The 17221-nt window shown below is 66.4% G+C and carries 19 protein-coding genes and 1 pseudogene; 14 read left to right on the top strand and 6 right to left on the bottom strand.

Features of this window, described 5'->3' with window-relative positions; all coding sequences use genetic code 11:
• Positions 1 to 2 precede the first annotated feature (2 nt).
• The 6 genes from AB0313_RS03515 to AB0313_RS03490 all read left to right on the top strand — a co-directional run bounded on the left by AB0313_RS03515 (position 3) and on the right by AB0313_RS03490 (position 4907).
• Positions 3 to 989: an ABC transporter permease gene (locus AB0313_RS03515; protein ID WP_366303623.1), complete on the top strand. Its 987-nt coding sequence runs from the start codon at positions 3 to 5 to the stop codon at positions 987 to 989.
• A gap of 5 nt (positions 990 to 994) precedes the next feature.
• Positions 995 to 2149, top strand: a complete 1155-nt coding sequence (locus tag AB0313_RS03510; RefSeq protein ID WP_366303621.1) for a Gfo/Idh/MocA family oxidoreductase — start codon at positions 995 to 997, stop codon at positions 2147 to 2149.
• Positions 2146 to 2961: a sugar phosphate isomerase/epimerase gene (locus AB0313_RS03505; protein WP_366303619.1), complete on the top strand. Its 816-nt coding sequence runs from the start codon at positions 2146 to 2148 to the stop codon at positions 2959 to 2961. The genes AB0313_RS03510 and AB0313_RS03505 overlap by 4 nt, the downstream gene beginning before the upstream one ends.
• A gap of 70 nt (positions 2962 to 3031) precedes the next feature.
• The gene (locus AB0313_RS03500) at positions 3032 to 4204 is read left to right on the top strand and encodes a Gfo/Idh/MocA family oxidoreductase (RefSeq protein WP_366303617.1); all 1173 of its coding nucleotides are present in this window, start codon (positions 3032 to 3034) and stop codon (positions 4202 to 4204) included.
• 110 nt (positions 4205 to 4314) lie between these two features.
• Positions 4315 to 4590: a putative quinol monooxygenase gene (locus AB0313_RS03495; protein ID WP_366303615.1), complete on the top strand. Its 276-nt coding sequence runs from the start codon at positions 4315 to 4317 to the stop codon at positions 4588 to 4590.
• 146 nt (positions 4591 to 4736) lie between these two features.
• Positions 4737 to 4907 carry a hypothetical protein gene (locus tag AB0313_RS03490; protein ID WP_366303613.1) on the top strand — a complete coding sequence of 57 codons (171 nt, stop codon included), beginning with the start codon at positions 4737 to 4739 and terminating at the stop codon, positions 4905 to 4907.
• On the opposite strand, the gene AB0313_RS03485 is transcribed toward AB0313_RS03490, so the two are convergent.
• On the bottom strand, positions 4876 to 5523 hold the full coding sequence (locus AB0313_RS03485; protein ID WP_366303611.1) for an HNH endonuclease signature motif containing protein: 648 nt from the start codon (positions 5521 to 5523) through the stop codon (positions 4876 to 4878). The two genes, AB0313_RS03490 and AB0313_RS03485, sit on opposite strands and share 32 nt — an antisense overlap.
• 113 nt (positions 5524 to 5636) lie before the next feature.
• Between AB0313_RS03485 and AB0313_RS03480 the strand changes: the two genes are divergently transcribed.
• From AB0313_RS03480 to AB0313_RS03470, 3 genes are all read left to right on the top strand, one after another.
• Entirely contained in the window at positions 5637 to 6374 is a 738-nt protein-coding gene (locus AB0313_RS03480; RefSeq protein WP_366303609.1) for a DsbA family protein, read from the top strand.
• Between the two features lie 20 nt (positions 6375 to 6394).
• A complete protein-coding gene (locus tag AB0313_RS03475) occupies positions 6395 to 6877 on the top strand; it encodes an SRPBCC family protein (RefSeq protein WP_366303607.1) in 483 nt (160 codons plus the stop codon).
• 94 nt (positions 6878 to 6971) lie between these two features.
• Entirely contained in the window at positions 6972 to 7262 is a 291-nt protein-coding gene (locus tag AB0313_RS03470; protein ID WP_366303605.1) for a hypothetical protein, read from the top strand.
• Between the two features lie 34 nt (positions 7263 to 7296).
• On the opposite strand, the gene AB0313_RS03465 is transcribed toward AB0313_RS03470, so the two are convergent.
• The 5 genes from AB0313_RS03465 to AB0313_RS03445 form a co-directional block, all read right to left on the bottom strand.
• Positions 7297 to 8061: an SDR family NAD(P)-dependent oxidoreductase gene (locus AB0313_RS03465; protein WP_366303603.1), complete on the bottom strand. Its 765-nt coding sequence runs from the start codon at positions 8059 to 8061 to the stop codon at positions 7297 to 7299.
• On the bottom strand, positions 8045 to 9757 hold the full coding sequence (locus AB0313_RS03460; RefSeq protein ID WP_366303601.1) for an FAD-dependent oxidoreductase: 1713 nt from the start codon (positions 9755 to 9757) through the stop codon (positions 8045 to 8047). Before AB0313_RS03460 ends, AB0313_RS03465 begins: the two co-directional genes overlap by 17 nt.
• Positions 9754 to 10836, bottom strand: coding sequence for an alcohol dehydrogenase catalytic domain-containing protein (locus tag AB0313_RS03455; RefSeq protein WP_366303599.1), 1083 nt, complete (start codon positions 10834 to 10836; stop codon positions 9754 to 9756). Before AB0313_RS03455 ends, AB0313_RS03460 begins: the two co-directional genes overlap by 4 nt.
• 6 nt (positions 10837 to 10842) lie before the next feature.
• Positions 10843 to 11133, bottom strand: a complete 291-nt coding sequence (locus tag AB0313_RS03450) for a YciI family protein (protein WP_366303597.1) — start codon at positions 11131 to 11133, stop codon at positions 10843 to 10845.
• Between the two features lie 176 nt (positions 11134 to 11309).
• The gene (locus AB0313_RS03445) at positions 11310 to 12206 is read right to left on the bottom strand and encodes a LysR family transcriptional regulator (protein WP_307307074.1); all 897 of its coding nucleotides are present in this window, start codon (positions 12204 to 12206) and stop codon (positions 11310 to 11312) included.
• A gap of 144 nt (positions 12207 to 12350) precedes the next feature.
• On the opposite strand from AB0313_RS03445, the gene AB0313_RS03440 reads away from it, so the two are divergent.
• The 5 genes and pseudogenes from AB0313_RS03440 to AB0313_RS03420 form a co-directional block, all read left to right on the top strand.
• A complete protein-coding gene (locus AB0313_RS03440; RefSeq protein ID WP_366303594.1) occupies positions 12351 to 13253 on the top strand; it encodes a LysR substrate-binding domain-containing protein in 903 nt (300 codons plus the stop codon).
• A gap of 158 nt (positions 13254 to 13411) precedes the next feature.
• The gene (locus tag AB0313_RS03435) at positions 13412 to 14761 is read left to right on the top strand and encodes an MFS transporter (protein WP_366303592.1); all 1350 of its coding nucleotides are present in this window, start codon (positions 13412 to 13414) and stop codon (positions 14759 to 14761) included.
• Positions 14761 to 15702, top strand: a complete 942-nt coding sequence (locus AB0313_RS03430; RefSeq protein ID WP_366303764.1) for a shikimate dehydrogenase — start codon at positions 14761 to 14763, stop codon at positions 15700 to 15702. The genes AB0313_RS03435 and AB0313_RS03430 overlap by 1 nt, the downstream gene beginning before the upstream one ends.
• Positions 15699 to 16823, top strand: a complete 1125-nt coding sequence (locus AB0313_RS03425) for a Gfo/Idh/MocA family oxidoreductase (RefSeq protein ID WP_366303590.1) — start codon at positions 15699 to 15701, stop codon at positions 16821 to 16823. Before AB0313_RS03430 ends, AB0313_RS03425 begins: the two co-directional genes overlap by 4 nt.
• 9 nt (positions 16824 to 16832) lie before the next feature.
• Positions 16833 to 17129 (top strand): annotated as a pseudogene (locus AB0313_RS03420) (NADH:flavin oxidoreductase); the annotation flags it as partial.
• Positions 17130 to 17221: the final 92 nt, after the last annotated feature.

Genomic DNA, 17221 nt, shown 5'->3' with positions numbered 1-17221 from the left:
AAGTGAGCAACGCAAAAACCATCGCGCCCCGGGAGACCGCGGCCCCCCGAAATTTCGGCACCATCCTCAAGGAACTCGACTGGCGGCGCTACGTCATCTACATCGGCTTCGTCGTGGTGTTCCTCTTCTTCGCGGTTCTGCTCCGCGACCAGGGCTTCCTGTCGCCGAACAACCTGCTGAACATCTTCCGGCAGACAGCCACGATCACCGTCATCGCCGTCGGCATGACCTACGTGATCGCGTGCGCAGAAATCGACCTGAGCGTCGGATCCGTCGCTGGCCTCTCCAGTGTGTGCACTGCGATGGCTCTCTCCCAGTGGGGCCTGGTCCCCGGCATCCTCGCCGGCCTCGCCGTCGGACTCGTCGTCGGATCGATCAACGGTGCCCTGGTCAGCCTCCTTGGCATCCCATCCTTCCTGGTGACACTCGGCATGCTGGGAATAGCAGTGGGCGTTGCCCAGTGGATCACGGCGTCCGCGCCCCAGCCCATCCTGAACGACACGTTCAACACGTTGTTCGGATCCGGCAACTTTGGTCCTGTTCCGGGCCTGGTGGTCTGGAGCGCCATCTTCGTGGCCATCGGCGCCGTCGTGCTGAACCGCACCAGGTTTGGCCGCCAGGTCCTGGCCACAGGTGGCAACCGCAACGCCGCCGAGTTCACCGGCATCAATACCAAGCGCATTAAGTTCCAGGTGCTCCTCATCTCGGGCATGGTGGCAAGCGTCGCCGGCATGCTCTACGCCGGCCGGCTGCAGTCCGGACGGTTCCAGTGGGGATCGGGGGACGAACTCTCCGCCATCGCCGCCGTCATCCTGGGTGGAACCAGCCTCTTCGGCGGGTTCGGCTCCATCATCGGCACCCTCTTCGGCGCCCTGTTGATCGGCCTGATCAACAACGGGCTGATCCTCGCAGGGCTCGACAGCAGCCAGCAGCAGGTGGTCCGCGGCGCGATCATCATCCTGGCCGTCGCCCTCGCCCGAAAGAAGTAGCGACTGTGACCCTCCAACTTCGCGCAGGAATTATCGGAACAGGATTCATGGGTTCTGTGCACGCCCACGCGGTGCGCGCGGCAGGCGCTGAAGTCATCGCAGTCGCCGGCAGCAGCAAGGCGTCCGCCGAAGCCGCAGCCCCAGCGCTCGGCGCCCGCACCGCCGTCGAATCCCCTGAAGCACTGATCTCACGGGCCGACGTGGATGTCATCCACATCTGCACCCCGAATGCCACCCACGCCGACCTCGCCCGCAAAGCGATTGCGGCAGGAAAAGCAGTCATCTGCGAAAAGCCACTGGCGACGAGCGTTGAGGACGCCCGGGAATTGACAGCCCTCGCGGACCAGGCGGGAGTCGTTACCGGGGTGCCCTTTGTCTACCGGTTCTATCCGGCCGTCCGCGAAGCCCGCGACCGTATCCTCCGCGGCGACGCCGGCCGGCTCTGGCTGCTGCACGGTTCCTACCTGCAGGATTGGCTCGCAGGCGCGGAAGCCACGAACTGGCGCGTCGACTCAACGATCGGAGGAGCCTCCAGGGCTTTCGGTGACATCGGCGTCCACTGGTGCGACCTGATGGAGTTCACCACCGGACACAGAATCACCAGGCTTGTGGCGAAGACCAGCAGGGCCTACGACGAACGCGAAACCGGCGGCCGGGTGTCCTCCGTTGCCACCGAGGACGGGGCCACGCTCCTGTTCGAGACGGACAAGGGTGCCACCGGATCCCTGGTGGTCAGCCAGGTCAGCCCGGGCCGCAAAAACCGCCTGTGGTTCTCTTTTGACGGAACCGAAGCGTCATTCAGCTTCAACCAGGAACGGCCGGACACCCTGCACGTGGGCGGAACCGGGTCCAGCTCCGACATCGCCGTTGGCCCGCAAACGCTGACAACCCCGGGCGGCCGGCGGTACGCCAAACTCCCACCGGGCCACCCCCAGGGATACCAGGACAGCTTCAACTCGTTCGTGGCCGACGTATACGCAGCTATCCAGGGGCAGACACCTGAAGGCCTGCCCACGTTCCGGGACGGACTACGAGCAGCCCTCATTACCGAGGCGGTCGTCACCTCCGCTGCACAACGGTCATGGGTTGATGTTCCCGGCACTGAGGCCCCACTCGAATTACTCAAGTCTTCCTCCACAGTTGAAAGGCAGAAGCAATGAAACTCGGTTACTGTTCCATCACCTGGGGCGGCGTCGTCGGCCACCCTCAAGGCGTGACCAGTGTGAAGGACCTCTTCTACCTGACCCACGGATCCATGCGGGACGCAGTCCAGGACATCGCATCCGTCGGCTACCAGGGTGTTGAAATGTTTGACGGCAACCTCGTGGAATACGCGGACAAGCCCGAAGAACTCAAGGAAATCCTGGCTACCGCCGGAGTCGAACTGACAAGCGTCTACACCGGCGCGAACTTCATCTACGCCGACATACTCCCGGACGAAATGCACCGCATTCACCGCGCCGCCGAACTGGCCGCAAGCTTCGGTGCTGAACGGCTCGTAGTGGGTGGCGGAGCACGGCGCGCCGCCGGAACCACTGACCAGGACTACCAACGCCTCGGTGAGGCCCTGGACAGCGTCACGGACATCGCGGAGAGCTTCGGCCTGTCGGCAAGCTACCACCCGCACCTGAGCACCATCGTTGAAAGCCCGGAGGAACTGGACAGGCTCATGCCGCTCACCCGGATCGGCTTCTGCCCGGACACCGCCCACCTAGCGGCCGGCGGAGCAGACCCGGCCGCAGTCATCAGGAAGTACGCCGACAGGATCCAGCACGTCCACCTCAAGGACTTCCAGAGGGCCCCCTTCAATTTCCTGCCACTGGGACAGGGCGAACTCGACTTCCCGGACATCATCGCCGCAATCAAGGAAAGCGGATATGACAGCTGGCTCATGGTGGAACTCGACAACTACGACGGTGACCCCCGGGAAGCCGCAGCCCTCAGCAAGAAGTACCTGGAAAAGCTCCTCTAACCAATTATTCAACCGCCGGGACTGCCCCCACACGGCAGCTGACCCGGCTTCCGGAAGGAACAAGATTCACATGCAGAACCTCAACGTCGGCCTCATCGGAGGCGGCTTCATGGGCAAGGCCCACTCGCTGGCCTATGCCGCCATGCCCATGTTCTTCTGGCCTGCCCCGGCCCTGCCGGTCCGCAAAGTCATCGCTGAAGCCAACCCGGATCTCGCCGCCGAAGCTGCCCGCCGCTTCGGGTTCGAAAACTCCACCGCGGACTGGCGCAGCATCATCGACGATCCGGATATCCACGTCGTAGACATCGCCACGCCCAACCATCTCCACGCCGAGATTGCCATCGCCGCCGCCGAAGCAGGCAAGCACATCATCTGCGAAAAGCCGCTGGCCCGCACCGGCGAAGAATCCAAGGCCATGTACGACGCTGTCAAAGACAAGAACCTCGTCCACATGGTCGCCTTCAACTACCGGCGCACCCCCGCAGTTGCCCTGGCAAAGAAATACATCGAGGAAGGGGCAATCGGACAAATCCTCAACTTCCGTGGCACCTACCTGCAGGACTGGAGCGCCGACCCCAACTCGCCGCTGTCCTGGCGCTTCCAGAAATCCATCGCAGGTTCCGGCGCCCTCGGCGACATCGCAACGCACGTCATTGACATGGCCCGCTATCTCGTCGGCGAGTTCAGCGCCGTCAATGCCCTCATGTCCACGTGGATCCCGGAGCGGCCCCTCCAAGCCGGAGGTGCTGACGCGCTCGGCACGGTACGGGGCGGGGAAGGCCCCCGGGGCCAGGTCGACGTGGACGACGAAGTCATGACCATGATCCGCTTTGCCAACGGTGCCGTGGGTTCCGTCGAAGCAACACGCAATGCCCACGGAAGGAACAACTTCATCACCTTCGAAATCCACGGAACCGAAGGAAGCATCGTGTTCAACTACGAGCGGCGCGACGAACTGCAGGTCTGCTTCGCTTCCGACCCCGGTGACCGCCGGGGATTCCGAACCGTTTACACCGGGCCCGCACACCCCTACGGAGAAGCACTGTGGCCCATCCCTGCCCTCGGCATCGGATACGGCGAAACAAAGATCATCGAGGCCTACGACTTCTTCAAGGCCATCGCAGAAGGCGGCAGCGTAAGCCCGAATTTTGCCGACGGCTACCAGGTGGCTCTCATCGACGACGCAATCGTCGAGTCGGCTGCAAAGGAATCCTGGGTCGAGGTTCCGCAAATCAACGCATGACCAAACGGGAGGGGCGGCGACCAGTCCGCCCCTCCCGCAGGTACCGAGAACCCGAGGATGAAGAATTGCCACACACAACAGCCGGCCAAGAAGGAACTCAAGTCTGGCTAATGCCCGTGTTCACCGCAAAAGCAGGACACGAAGCAACGCTTCATGAAGCACTCCTTGGACTGCAGTCCCTAAGCCGAAAAGACACCGGATGCCTGGAATACACCGTCTTCTCTGACGATCACAGGCCAGGTACGTTCGTCCTCATCGAGGGATGGGCCCGCCACGACGACCTCAAGGCCCACAACGAAGAAGCCCATGTAAAGGAATTCGTGAACGGGGTGCAGTCCCTGCTGGCCGTACCCTTCTCCGTAACTCCCCTTACTCCTCTCGTCTGATACCTGCCGGGGTGGGGAAGGACGACGGCGGGAGGCAAGTGCCGCCGTCGTCCTTCCCTTCCTTCGCACGGGAGCGCGGCTGTAGGGTCATGGCGTGATCGTCCCCGATATTTCCCTGAAGGCCATGGCGGTGGCGGATCACTACGGTGACGTGCGGGGCTCGCGTCACCGGCGTCACGCTGTCCGCCGAGCAGGCGCGCTACGCCGCCGAACATCCCGTGCCGGGCGTGGACGTCCAGGTCCGCGACTGGCTCGACAACCCCGCTGCCAGCCAGCCCGCCGGCCTTAGCGGAGCGGCTGCCGTTCGCCCACGCTGACTGAGGACGACGGCGGCAGGTACTCACGCCGTCGTCGTTCCATCCGTTGCTGCTGGCCCGGTGACGGGATCCTGGCACGCTTGGCGCGGTTGCACCTGGCACAGGCCGCGACGAAGTTCTGCAGGCTGGTGGAGCCGCCCTTGGACCACGGGTAGAAGTGGTCGCCATGCTCGGCCGGGCGGCCACAGCGGCGCCCGAAACCGGCTTCCAACTCGCACGTGCCGCCAGCGCGGGCCATCCCTTCGCTGCGCTGCTGGCGGGTGAAGCGGCGCACCGGGTCGCGGCGTCGCACATCCTGCCTGGTGATCACGGCTGCGGCGATGCCGAGCACGACTACGGCCACAAGGGGGAGCGCAGTTGCAGAGACGACGCGGTCGATGATGCCACGCAACACCTCACCCGCGACGGATGGCCCCGCTCCGGAAACCGGTGCTGCCTTTGCCGTGAGAGCCGACATCACCGCGACAGCCAGCCAAATCAGCACCGCCGAGTACGTCAAACGAAGCCCTAGGCGGGTCCAGTAGATGCGGCCGAGTTCCGGCATTGCTTCCCCCATTTTTGTTCGCGCGGCGTTCGTGGTCCCGGACGCCCAGGAAATCGTATAGTTCTGACGCACGCCGGTGTCCCAGGCTTGGCCCAGTTTTTGCTGAGCTTTCGCGTTCGGCCGCGTGAAAGAGGTCTGAGTGCGTCGAATAGACGCAGGTCACTATCAGGTGCAAGGGTGGTCGGATGGATGCCGACATCAACTTCTACTTTGACCCGGTCTGCCCCTTCGCCTGGATGACCAGCAAATGGGTGCGGCAGGTGCAGGCGCAGCGCGACTACACGGTGGATTGGCGCTTCATCTCGTTGCGCCTGGTCAACTCCAATGTGGACTACGACGCGCACTTCCCGCCGGAGTACGAGGCCGGGCACACCGCAGGGCTCCGGCTTCTGCGGGTGGCGGCCCGGGCGCGTGCGGAGCATGGCCGCGAGTCGATCGCCCGGCTGTACCAGGCGTTCGGCTCGCACATCTTCGAAACCGCACCGGACCCGGCCGAACAGCGCACCGAGGGCGAAATCCGTGAGCGGCGGGGGACACGTGAGTTCGTGGAGCCCATCCTCGCCCAGGCAGGCTTGCCCCTGGCCCTGGCGGACGCCCTCGACGACGACTCCTGGGACACCGAGATCCGCCAGGAGACGGATGAGGCGCTGTCGCTGACGGGCAAGGACGTGGGCACGCCCATCATCCACTTTGAACCGCCCGCCGGGGTGGCCTTCTTCGGTCCGGTGATCAGCCGGCAGCCGGACGACGAGTCGGCCGCCGAGCTGTGGGACCACGTGGTGGGGCTGGCACGCTTCCCCGGTTTTGCCGAACTCAAGCGAAGCCTGCGCGAGCAGCCGCAGCTTGCTGCCTTCGGCGTCGATGCCGGTACTGTCGGTCAGCAGGAGGACTGGCACGGCGGCAGCCGGCGGCAGAAGAAATGACGTTCGTAGAGGATGGACCAATGAAGACAAACACCCGCCAACACCAGGAATCCGTCACCGTCCAGGCCTCAGCCGAAACGCTTTACGACCTGGTCTCCGACATCACCCGTACCGGTGAGTGGAGCCCGGTCTGTACGTCGTGCTGGTGGGACGACCAGGCAAGCGCGGGTCAGGCCGGCGCCTGGTTCACCGGCCGCAACGAGATCCCGGGGCGGACGTGGGAGACCCGGTCGCAGGTGGTGGCTGCCGAGCGCGGCCGCGAGTTCGCCTGGGTGGTGGGTGGCCGCTTTGTCCGCTGGGCCTTCACCCTGACCCCGGCAGACAACGGGACCTCGTTGACCGAGTCGTGGGAATTCCTGCCTGAAGGGATCGCGATGTTCAGGGAGAAATACGGCGATGAGGCTGACGTCCAAATCGCCGAGCGCACCCAGCAGGCTTTGGACGGCATCCCGAAGACGCTCGCCGCGATCAAACGGATCGCCGAGTCCTCAAATAAGGCCTGACTTTCGACCCTTGTGGGCCATAGCGTGCTAGGCCCTGACTAGTGGGAGGAGCCGGACTTCTTCCGCTCCGTCCACACCGTCAGGGAGGAAGACCATGTTCGCCAGGATCAGCACCTACAAGACCGGCCCCGATACCCGCAGGGATAACCCCACTGACGACGTCGTCAACAGCGTTCTCCAGCTTCCGGGATGCAAAGGCGTCTACTACCTGAACGGAACGGAGACGGACAACGCCCTCTCCATCACACTCTGGGATACGGAGGACGCGATGCTGGCAAGCCGGCAGGCGGCCACCAGGATCCGGGAGGAGAGCAGCCAGGCGGACAGGACCCAGATCGTCGCTGTGGAGGAATTCGAAGTGATGGCCAGCAGCCTTAAGGATTGAGCCGCCGTCGTTCGCTTTCGTTGTCCACCGACCGCTACGCCGTGTTCCGGCCGCCGCTGAGGTCCAGCACCTGCCCGGTGGTGTAACTCGCCTCCGGAGACAGCAGCCAGGCGGCAAGCGACGCGAACTCCGCCGGTTCACCCACCCTGCCCATCGGCACCCTGGCGAGTAGCTCCGCGTTGCGCTCCGCCGAAAGGTCCTCCAAGAGGCGTGTCCGGAACATCGACGGCGCCACCGAATTCACTGTCACCCCGTCCGGTGCGGCCTCCTTGGCGGCCGTCTTCACCAGCGCCACCACGGCCGCCTTGGACGCCGAATACGCAGCCATGTTGGCGTTGCCCTCACGCGCGGCGATGGAAGCCAGCACGGCGATGCGGCCGTACCCCGCGGCCCGCATGACGGGCAGCAGCGCGGCAAGGCCGTGGAAGCACCCGTCCAGGTTGATGGCGAACGTCCGCGACCAACCCGCGTACGGCATGTCCTGCACCGCGGTTTCAGGGCCCTGCACTCCGTGGGCGAAAAGCGCCCCGTCGATGCGGCCGTACTGCGTCAGCACCCCGGCCAGTACTGCATCCCACTCCGGGCGTTGCGTGACATCGAGGCGGAGGTACGATCCAGGTGCCTCGCCGCTGCCCGTGCCGATTGCGTCGGTGTTGACCACCGTTGCCCCCTCGGCCCGGAGGCGGTCGCTTGCTGCGGACCCCAGGCCTCCGGCCGCCCCGGTCACCAGGACCACCTGGCCCTGGAAGCGGCAGGGCCAAACGGGCGAGGGCTGGGCCGTTTCATTTCCGACGGTCATCGGAGCTCCTGCTTCTGGCGGGGCCGGACGCGGCAGACGCCGCCAGCGGTGCAAGGGTCTGCGCCAGGTGCTCGCCGACAGCGAAGGCCCGGGTGATCGCCGAGCCGAGGGTCGCGCCGCCGCCCGGGTAGTTGTTGCGGAAGACGCTGGCGGAGACGTTGCCGGCGGCGTAGAGCCGGGGGACCGGCTGGCGGTGGCGGTCCAGAACCCGCCCGTCGAGGTCGGTGTCCAGGCCGCCGGAGGTGCCCAGGGTCCCGGCCGACACCGGCACCGCAAAGAACGGTCCCGTGGCGAGTGGTGACAGGCAGGGGTTGGGGGCCACTCCGGCGTCGCCCAGGAAGCGGTCCTGCGGGGTGGAGCCGCGGTGGAACTCGGTATCAACGCCCGCCGCTGCGTCCGTATTGAACCTGGCGACAGTCTGTTCCAGCCCGGCCGGATCGATGCCGGTCTTTCCCGCCAGTTCCCGGAGCGTGTCAGCCTGCACCATCCAGTCCGCAGGTTTCCCGGGGGTGGAGCCGGCCACCGGGTACTTCGCCATGTAGGTGGAGTCGAAGACGAGCCAGGCCGGGTTGTTCTGCTGGCCCAGGGTCTGCGGGTCGATGGACGCGAACAACCGGGAGGCGTCATGGTAGTTCAGGGCCTCGTTGACGAAACGCTTCCCTGCGGCGTTGACCGTGATGGACCCGGGCAGCGTCATTTCCACGTTGCCCATCCGTCCGGACTGGACGCCGTCGTACCGGTGCGCCGGGGTGCTGATGACCGGCACGCCCCAGACCGCGGTCATGTCCGCCACGGCGGCACCAGCCTTGAGGCCCAGTTCCAGCCCGTCGCCCTCGTTGGAGGGTGCGCTGATGGGGGTGACGGGGAAAGGCAGGAATGCCTTCCGCAGGCGTGGGTTCCATTCGAAGCCGCCGGAGGCAAGGACGACGGCGGCCGCTTCCATCGTCCTGCTGCCTCCGGCCGCGCCGATGGTCACCTTCCAGCCGTTGCGGGACCCGCCGTCGGGCCCGTTGCCGAGCGGGAGCAGGTCCTGGACCGGCGCCGAAGCGGCGATGTGCACGCCGCGGTCCAGTGCGCTCGCGAGCAGCCTGCCCACCAACGCCCCGCCCATGGTCCGCACGCCGGCGGCGGCCCGGCGCGCCAGGAGCGCGGGGTCGGCCGCCCGGCCGTTCAGTTCATCGCGTTCGGTCATGGTCAGCAGCGGGAAGTACGAGGATGGCCGGATCAGCTCCGCCAGGCCGGGATAGCCCGCGGGATCGAACGCATCATTGTCCAGGCCCCTGCCACCATCAGTGGCCCCCGCCCACTCCATGTGGTAATCCGGCCGGGCGATGGGGGTCATGGACACCCTGGTGTTGTTGACCAGATATTCGACGGCGCGCGGGGCCGTGCTGACATACCATTCGATTTCAGCATCCGTCAGCACGTGCCGGGCCGCCTCGGTGAGGTAGGCGACGGCGCCGGAATGGCTGTCAGCGAACCCCGCCTTCCGGGCCAGATGGTTGTTCGGTGCCCACATCACGCCGCCGCCGGCTGCCGTGGTGCCGCCCAGTTGCGGGGCCTTTTCGACCACCAGGACGCTGAGGCCGGCGTCCGCGGCGCGTACCGCTGCGACCAGGCCCGCGGCACCGCTGCCCGCCACCACCACGTCGTAGGAGTCGGCCAGATTCTCCGCTGGAGTGGTCACGGAGTTCATGCCGTGACCGCTTCCCGGGCAGGGGCGGCCGCTCCGGCAGCCTCCGCAGCGGGCATGTCGATGACGATCTTGCCCACCTTTTCGGTCCGGTTGCCCATCAGCGCATAGGCCTGCGGCAGCTCCCTGAAGCCAAAGCGGTGCGTCATCAGCGCCCGTGCCTGGCCGGGGTGCCGGGCCAGCAGTGCCAAACCGTCGGGAATCAGGTCCAGGCTGTTGCGGCTGCCCATGATGTCGAGCTCCTTGAAGGGGATGTCTTTCATGGAAAGCGTGACAGCGCGCGGCGAGATGCCCACCTGGACAATACGGCCGGCGCTGGCCACGAGCCGGATGGCGTTTTCGAGCGAGGACGGCACGCCCGTGGCCTCAATGACCAGGATGGGGCCGTTGCCGTCCGTCAGGGCATCCAGCCGCGCACTTTGCCCGGCGTCGGGAAAGGGTCCGGAAGGATCCACCAGGAGTGTGTCGGCCGCGCCGAAGGCGGTGGCGAGCTCCAAACGGTCCGGTTCCGTGTCGGCGGCAAGGACCTGCACTCCCAAATCGGCCAAGTACAGGGTGGCAAGCAGTCCGATGGGTCCGCTGCCCAGCACAAGCGCAGTTTCCCCGGCCGTTGCCCGGCCGCGGTTCACGGCCTGCATGGCGATCGACGCCGGTTCCCCCATCGCGGCGATCTCCAGCGGCAGCCCGTCGGGAACAGGGCACAGCTTTTCCACGGGGACGCTGAGCAGTTCCACCAGGGCGCCGTCGGAATAGCAGCCGATGCAGCCGATGCTGCGGCAAACGTTGGGCCGGCCCAGCCTGCACGGCTGGCATTGTCCGCAGTACGTCACGGGGCTGACGGCCACCCGGTCGCCGACGCTGATGTTGGCGCTGTTGTCCCCGATGGCCTCAACGACGCCGGAGAATTCGTGGCCCTGCACGATGGGCAGCTCGGTGGGGTAGTCGTCCTCCCAGATGTGCAGGTCCGTCCCGCAGAGGGCGACATGGTGGACCCGGACCAGGGCATGGCCTACTTCCAGGGAGGGCTCAGCCACTTCCTCGTAGCGGATGGTTTCCTTGGCGATGGTGCGTGCGGTCAGCATCTTTCCCTACTTCCCGTCCGCGCCGAAGAAGATGTTCCACTGCCGGATGCTGCGTTCTTCGACCAGGTTGTTCCGGAAGAACGGGTCCTGGTCCATCAGGGCCTCAACATCGGCCATGGACTCACCTTCAATCACCAACAACGCGCCAGGTGCCTCGTCCGGGCCGAAGGGGCCGCTCTTGAGGAGCCGGCCGCCGTCGAACTGCGACTGGAGGAACTCCACGTGGCTGGGACGGTGCGTGTCGCGGGCAGCGACGGTCCCGTTCGCGTAGGAGTAGGTGACGGCAAAAGTGGCCATGGAAGTTCCTCTTCATTGAGTTGGGAGGTGTGCCGGCTTATCGGGCCGGTCCGGGTGATTCCATGGTGCGGACCCGATTGAGACAAGTCCAATACTTATTCGATCAAGGACTATGTGCCGGAATTGCATAGTCGAGGGCCCTCCGTGAGAAGAGTCCCTGGGGTCCGGCCCGAGCTCTAGGCCGGGGGCGTGGGGAGGACTTCCTCGGCCACCTGCAGCGCCAGCCTAAGGGCAGGGGAGACGAGGGCAGGATTCCAGGCAATGCCGGATTCCAGCCGCGGCGCATTGTCCGAGAGCGGAATGAACACCGTGCCGCCGGGCATGATCCCGGCGACCGACTCTGGCATGAGGCTTACCCCCACCCCGCCGGCCACCAGGGACAGCGCCGTGTAGGGATCCGAGACTTCCTGCGCCACGCGCGTGCGGAACCCTGCAGCGGTGCACGCGGAAAGGATGGCCTCACGCAGCGTCGAACCCTGGGCCTCGGGCATGGTGACGAAGCCGTCCGCGGCCAGTTCACGCAACGCGATTGTGGACCGCCCGGCCAGCGGGTGGTCCACCGGGACCGTGGCTCCCAGCGGTTCCACCGCGATGCGCCGGGTGGCAAGGGACGGCGCGTCCACCGGCAGGCCGATGAAGGCCAGGTCCATCGAGCCATTGTGCAGATGGCCGAGGGCGTCCTGCGTCAGCAGCCCGCCGCTGAGGGTCAGGTCCAGGCCGGGATAGCGCTGCCGCAGGGCGCGGGTCAGCGGCGGCAACGTGGTGTGGTTGAGCGCGCCGGAGAACCCGATGGCCAGGCGGCCGTAAACCGTCCCCGTGTCAGCGGTGGCGGCCCGCCGGGCGAGGTCCAGCTCCTCGAGGATCTTCCGGGCGTGGGGCAGGAACGACAGTCCTGCCGTGGTCAGCGAAACGGCCCGGGTATTGCGCTCGAACAGCTCCGCACCCAGGCTTTTTTCCAGCTTCTTGATGGTCTGGCTCAGCGGTGACTGTGCCATGCGCAGGCGGCTGGCCGCCCGGCCGAAGTGAAGCTCTTCGGCGACCGCCAGGAATGCCTCAATCTGCCGCAGTTCCATGTGCCTCCCGGTGGGCCGAGGTCCTGGCCCGATTGAGCGCTGATTCAACCTAGTTGCCCCGTTACTATAATCCCAGTGCACTTGATGCATTCCCATGGATCCGGGCGGCCAGCTGCACGCGGGCTGCCAGCAAGGGGCGCGTGAATGACCGAAATCCGGTGGCTTGAAGCCTTCGTCGCGGTTGCCGAAGAACTCCACTTCGGCCGCGCAGCTCTCCGCCTCCATACCTCGCAGTCGCCGTTGAGCCAGACGATTCGGAAGCTCGAGAACGACCTGGGCACGCGCCTTTTCGAGCGGAACACCAGGAGCGTCGCGCTCACACCGGCCGGCCACGCCCTCCTTCCGCGGGCCTACCGCGTGCTCCAGGACATGCGCCTGGCGCGCGAGGCTGCCCTGGCTGAAGTGGAGGGTGTCCGCGGAAAGATCCTGATTGGATTTTCCGGGGCCGTGAACCATTTGACGCTGCCGCCGCTCACGCGGGCAGTGCGGCGGCGCCACCCTGACATTGAATTGGACCTCACCAGCAGGGTGCGCACCAGGGACGGGTTGGCAAGCGTTGCCAACGGAACCCTTGACTTGGCCTTCGTCGGCGTTGCCGAATCCCCGGATCCCTCAGTAGTGGCCCGGCTTGTTGCCCGGGAAGAAATCGGGGCCGTGCTTCCGCTGGACCATCCGTTGGCCCGGGAGAAGTCAATACCGTTGCAGAGCCTGGCGGGCGACGACTTCATTTCGCCGCCCACGGACGGCTCGTCCTCCATGACGGAAGTGCTGCTGGCGTCCTGCATGGCGGCGGGGTTCCGGCCGCGCATCGTCCAGGAGTTGTCGGACCCCTACATGGTGCTGACGTTCGTGGCCGCAGGGGTCGGAGTCACGCTGATGAGCAGCGGAATCTCGAGCATCATCCCTTCCGGCGCAACCTACGTGCCGCTGGACGCTCCGCACCACTACATGAACCACGCGATTGCCTGGTCCGCCGACAACGATTCGGCCGTGTTGAAGGCCGTGCTCGACGTCGTTGAGGAGGTCTTCCCGCCTGTCGCCAGCTGACCGAATATAGTTCGATCGCAGCATAGTGCTAGATCAATTTAGTCGTGGACTAACTAAGTGATGGCACCCACACTGGATGGAGAAGCCGCCCCATGCGGCCACCCGGTTGCAGCGCAAGCACTGCCTGCATAACGGTTCCAGTCCATGAAGGGAAGACCATGTCAGTGTCGACATCGGTGCCAGCACACCCAAAGAACAACGCCAAGATCGCAGCCGTCTCCGGATTCGTGGGCAGCGCGCTCGAATACTACGACTTTTTCATTTTCGGCTCGGCCGCAGCCCTGATCTTCGGAAAGCTCTTCTTCGCGCCCGGCCCGTCCGCCATGCTGATGTCCTTCGCCACGGTCGGTGTAGCGTACGTCGCCCGCCCGCTGGGCGCCGTCATCTGCGGGCACCTGGGCGACAAGTTCGGCCGCAAGAAGGTCCTCCTGCTCACGCTCCTGCTGATGGGAACCTCCACCTTCCTGATCGGCTGCCTGCCCACCTACAACCAGATCGGCATGACGGCGCCAGTCCTCATCGTGGCGCTGCGGCTCCTCCAGGGGCTCTCCGCCGGCGGCGAATCGCCGGGCTCAAGCTCCCTGACCCTCGAGCACGCCCCCGACAGGAAACGCGCCTTCTACACCAGCTGGACCATGAGCGGGATCATGTTCGGCATCGTGCTCTCCACCCTTGTCTTCATCCCCGTGGCCTCCATGCCCGAGGACCTACTCCTGGCCTGGGGCTGGCGCATCCCGTTCCTGGCCAGCGCCGTGGTCACCGTGATCGCGTTCGTGCTCCGCAGGCTCCTCGAAGAGCCCGCGGTGTTCAAGGAAGTCAAGGCCCACGATGAAGTGGTCAAGGTACCGCTGGTCACGCTCTTCCGGCACCACTGGGTAACTGTCCTCCGCGTCACCGCAATGTCGCTGTTCACCATCATCAACGTCTTCGCCCTCAGCTACGCCACCTCCGTCGTCGGCGTGGAAAAGGGGCTGATGCTGACCGTGATCGCCGTGGCCAACCTCGCCGCCGTGGGCATGGGCCCGCTGGCGGGCATCCTTTCCGACCGGGTCGGCCGCAAGCCTGTCTTCGTGTCCGGACTGGTGCTGCAGATGGCCATGATCTTCGTCTTCTTCGCGGCGCTGACCGCCGCGAACGTACCCCTGATCTTCCTCACCGGAATCGTCCTGATCGGCCTTGCCTACACCGCAACCAACGCCATCTACCCCGCCTACTTCCCGGAGCAGTTCCCGGTGAAGGTCCGCTACTCCGGAATGGCCGTGAGCCTGATGTTCGGCCTCCTCCTGGCGGGCTTCGCCCCCGTGATCTCCGAACTGCTGATCGGCGGCGACAAGGCCAACTGGGTTCCGGTCGCCATCTTCGCCGCGGCAGCCTGCGCCGTCTCCGCGATCGCGGCGCTCACCGCGCCCGAGACGGCCAGGACTCCCACGCCGCTGCTGGGACTGAAAGCGGCCGGCTCCCGGCACCACGCGCCGTCGGCCCTGGCAGCAGACAAGGTCCAGGCGTGATGCTGCAAGCCCTGGCGGGTCCGCAGCCGCTCCAGCCGCGCACACCCGACGTCCACCACCGGTTCGTCGTGGGGCTGCTGGGTTCCGGCATCGCCGGCTCACTCACCCCCGGCCTGCATGAAGCGGAAGCGGACAGGCTGGGCGTGGCCTACACCTACCGCATCATCGACCTGGACGCCCTGGGCGGCCAGCCCGGACGGTCCGCGGAGCTGGTCAGGAGCGCAGCGGAGCTCGGATACGACGGGCTCAACGTCACCCACCCGAGCAAGCAGCTGGTGCAGGACGGCCTGGACGAGCTCTCGCCCGATGCCCGCATCCTCGGCGCCGTGAACACCATCACCTTTCACGGCGGCAGGGCAGTGGGCCACAATACGGACCACACCGGCTTCATCGGCGGCTTTCGCGCCGGCCTCCACTCGGCGCCCATCAACTCCGTCGTGCAGGTCGGCGCCGGGGGTGCCGGGGCGGCCGTGGCCTACGCCCTCCTCAACGCCGGTGCCGGCCACCTGGTGATCGCGGACATCGAAGCTGACCGGGCCGAAAGCCTCGCCGCCCGGCTGGCGCCCCACTTTCCCAACAGCGAGGTGGTGGCTGCCCGCGCCGATGCCATCGCCGGAACCATCCGTACCGCGGACGGCCTGGTCAACACCACGCCCATCGGCATGACCGGCCATCCCGGAATCCCGGTGGATCCCCACCTGCTGCACGCGGGGCTCTGGGTGGCGGACGTCATCTACCGTCCGCTCGAGACCGCGCTGGTCACGGCCGCCCGGGAGAAGGGCTGCGCGGTCCTGGGCGGCGGAGGGATGGTGGTGGGGCAGGCCGCCGCCGCATTCGAACTCTTCACGGGCGTCCCCGCGGACCCGGACCACATGCTGGCCGCGTTCCACCGGGCAGCCTCCGCCTCCCACTCCGACCAGAAAGATGGCATTCGCCGATGACCACCCCCTCACCCGCCACCTCCCGCCCGCTGCGCGTTGGAATCGCAGGATGCGGAGCGATCTCCCACAACCACCTGACCGCATTCCGGTCCCTCGACGGCGTGGAGATCGTTGGCGTCTGCGACATCGACCCCCACCGTGCGGAGGCCACGGCACGGGAGTGGGGGATTCCCCACGCCGCCGGCACCGTGGATGCGCTCCTGGCACTGGGTCTGGATATCGTCTCCGTCTGCACGCCGCACCCCACCCATGAAGAGGTGGTGCTGCAGGCGGCCGCAGCGGGAGTGCACGTGCTCTGCGAGAAGCCGATCGCCGTCGAACTGGCGTCGGCGGAGCGCATGGTGCAGGCCTGCGATGAAGCGGGAGTAAAGCTGGGTGTCCTCTTCCAGCGGCGGTTCTGGCCGGCAGCCCAGCGCATCCGCGCCGCAATCGACGACGGGACCCTGGGCCGGCCCATCCTGGGCCAGTGCTCGGTGATGCTGCACCGCGACCCGGAGTACTACTCCCGGGACGCCTGGCGCGGGACCTGGGCGAACGACGGCGGCGGGGTCCTGATGACCCAGGCCATCCACTACATCGACCTGCTGCAGTGGTTCATGGGCGATGTTGCCGAGGTGTACGGCAGGATCAACACCTACAAACACGGTGAGCACATCGAGGTGGAGGATTCGGCGACGGCCGTCATCACCTTCACCTCCGGCGCCATGGCCACGCTTGAAGCGTCGACGGCGGTGTCCCCAAGCCTGGGCGTGCAGGTCCGCATCACGGGGGAGACGGGTGCCTCCGCGTCGCTGACCGAGTTCCCGGAAGGCAGCGACGGCCGCGTGGACCTGTGGGCGGTATCCGGGAAGGTCAGCACCGAGCCGGCCCACCCCGGGGACGCTGAACCCAACGTCCCCCTGGCGACCATCAACGGCCAGCTCATCCCGCACCACACCACCCAGGTCCGCGACTTTGTCCGGGCCCTGCGCGACGGAGGCGAACCGGCCATCACTGGCCGCGATGCCACCAAGGCGCTGCGGATCCTGCTGGCGGTCTACGAATCGTCCCGGACAGGCAGCCCGGTCCGCTTCACCCCGCTGTCTGAAAGCGCACAACCCCTGGCACAGGTTGGGGGCTAAGGAAGAGCAATGGAACAGAACACGCGCTACGCCGCCCGCCCCCTGACTCTGGGCCGCAACGGCCGCACCCCCAAGACCCTCCGCAACCGGCTTGCCTCCGCTCCGATGGAACGCAACTACGGCACCACGGACGGGCGCATCACCGAGCAGTACATCGACTACCTCGTGACCCGGGCCAAAGCCGGCCTGGGCATGGTCACCACGGAAGCCACCTACGTCCGTGCCGACGGCAAGGGCCGCACCCACCAGCTGGGCCTGCACACTGACGCCATGATCCCGGGCCTGCGGAAACTCACGGACGCGCTGCACGCGGAAGGCGCGCTGGCCGCCGTCGAACTCAACCATGGCGGCCGCACCGCGCAGGCCGCCGTGTCGGGTTCAAGAACGTGGCGCCGTCG

The sequence above is a fragment of the Pseudarthrobacter sp. NPDC080039 genome (assembly GCF_040702335.1).
Lineage (GTDB): Bacteria > Actinomycetota > Actinomycetes > Actinomycetales > Micrococcaceae > Arthrobacter > Arthrobacter enclensis_A.
Note: the sequence above shows the minus strand (reverse complement) of the source record. Positions and strands in the feature narration are given on the sequence as shown.